Below are 1,441 nucleotides of genomic sequence, written 5' to 3'. Positions count from 1 at the left end.
GTATTCCTTCAGATCGAGGGCGTGATCTGTGCCGGGCTGTATCGTTGCATCCCGTGAGTACCCGAACTTTGACCAGTATCCTGTGCCTTCTTTCTCCACAAATTCAAGGCTCACAATGGTTTTGACGCTCTTATAGCCGTATTTCGACGGCATGATCAACCGGAGGGGCCCGCCATGGATATCCGGCAGAGGAGCGTTATCCATCTCGTAGACAAAGAGGACCCGCGGTTTTAACAGTTCCCCGAGGGGAATATACTCATAATAATCGTCTGCAGCATAAAAATAGAGAAACCTTGCCTGTTTTTTAGGTTTTACAACATCAAAGAGCGTCTTTGCCCGAAATCCACCCCATTTTGCCTTGCTCGACCAGGACTCCACGCATTTCATCCGCGATACCTGGGTATCTTTTAAGAGTTTTTTGACTGCCGCGAGATTGAAGCTCTGCGGATTCTCACACAACCCGCTGACCTTCAATACCCACTTTGCAGGGTCAACAGGCTTTATGGGCTTGATGAACCGTATGTAAAAGCCTTCCCTGTCCTCGTTGTCGAGTATGCGCTGCGCCTCTTTTGCATCTAACGAGAAGGGGATGAGACAGGATACACCGAAGGCGCTGACGAGCTGTATAAATTTACGCCTTTCCATGTCCTTTTCAAAGATCATGTATATAATATAACCATTCTCTCCGCTATTGACAAACAAAACAGAATAGTTACATTTATTAAACAATGAAAAGAAGGGATTTTCTGAAGGTTGCCATTGGTTCATGCCTGTTCGGCGGGATATCCTGCGAGGTGTTCGCCCAGGGGACTTCCGTCGTCGCGCTTGCTGAAGGACAGGACTACGGGGCAATCACGAGAAACGTTATCTCTGCGCTCGGCGGCATGCGGAGTTTCGTAAAGCCCGGGAACACCGTCGTCGTCAAACCGAATATCGGCTGGGACAGAAAACCGGAATACGCCGCTACCACCCACCCTCTTGTCGTAAAGGCAGTCGTTGAAGAATGCGTAAAGGCAGGGGCAAAAAGGGTAAAGGTATTTGATATTCCCTGTAATGACCCCCGGAGGTGTTATGAGAACAGCGGCATCCAGGACATCCTGAAGGGTCTGAAAAATGTGGAGATGAAACACGTCGAGCGGGAACGTTTCAGGAACACAAAGATCAATGGCGCCTTCCTCAAAGAATGGGAGCTCTACGATGAGGCGCTGTCCGCGGATGTCCTGATCAATGTCCCTATCGCGAAACACCACGGGCTGACGAGATTAACGCTGGGGCTGAAGAATATGATGGGTATAATGGGCGGAAACAGGGGATATATCCACCGGAACATGGACGACGCCCTCGCTGATATAAATCGCACTGTCAGGAGCCACCTTACGATCATCGATGCCACGAGGATACTCCTCGATCATGGTCCCCAGGGAGGCAGCCTGAAAGACGT

General features: G+C 50.0%; 2 protein-coding genes. One reads left to right on the top strand and one right to left on the bottom strand.

Going from position 1 to position 1,441, the window contains the following annotated elements; genetic code table 11:
- Positions 1-663, bottom strand: a 663-nt coding sequence (locus PHU49_15575) for a molybdopterin-dependent oxidoreductase (protein MDD5245428.1), incomplete at its 3' end; no start/stop codon positions are given.
- 65 nt (positions 664-728) lie between these two features.
- On the opposite strand from PHU49_15575, the gene PHU49_15570 reads away from it, so the two are divergent.
- A partial coding sequence (locus tag PHU49_15570) for a DUF362 domain-containing protein (protein MDD5245427.1) occupies positions 729-1,441 on the top strand: 713 nt, incomplete at its 3' end.

This window comes from Syntrophorhabdaceae bacterium, assembly GCA_028713955.1.
Classification (GTDB): domain Bacteria; phylum Desulfobacterota; class Syntrophorhabdia; order Syntrophorhabdales; family Syntrophorhabdaceae; genus UBA5609.
The sequence above is the reverse complement of the archived record's forward strand: the minus strand, read 5'-3'. Positions and strand labels throughout refer to the sequence as shown.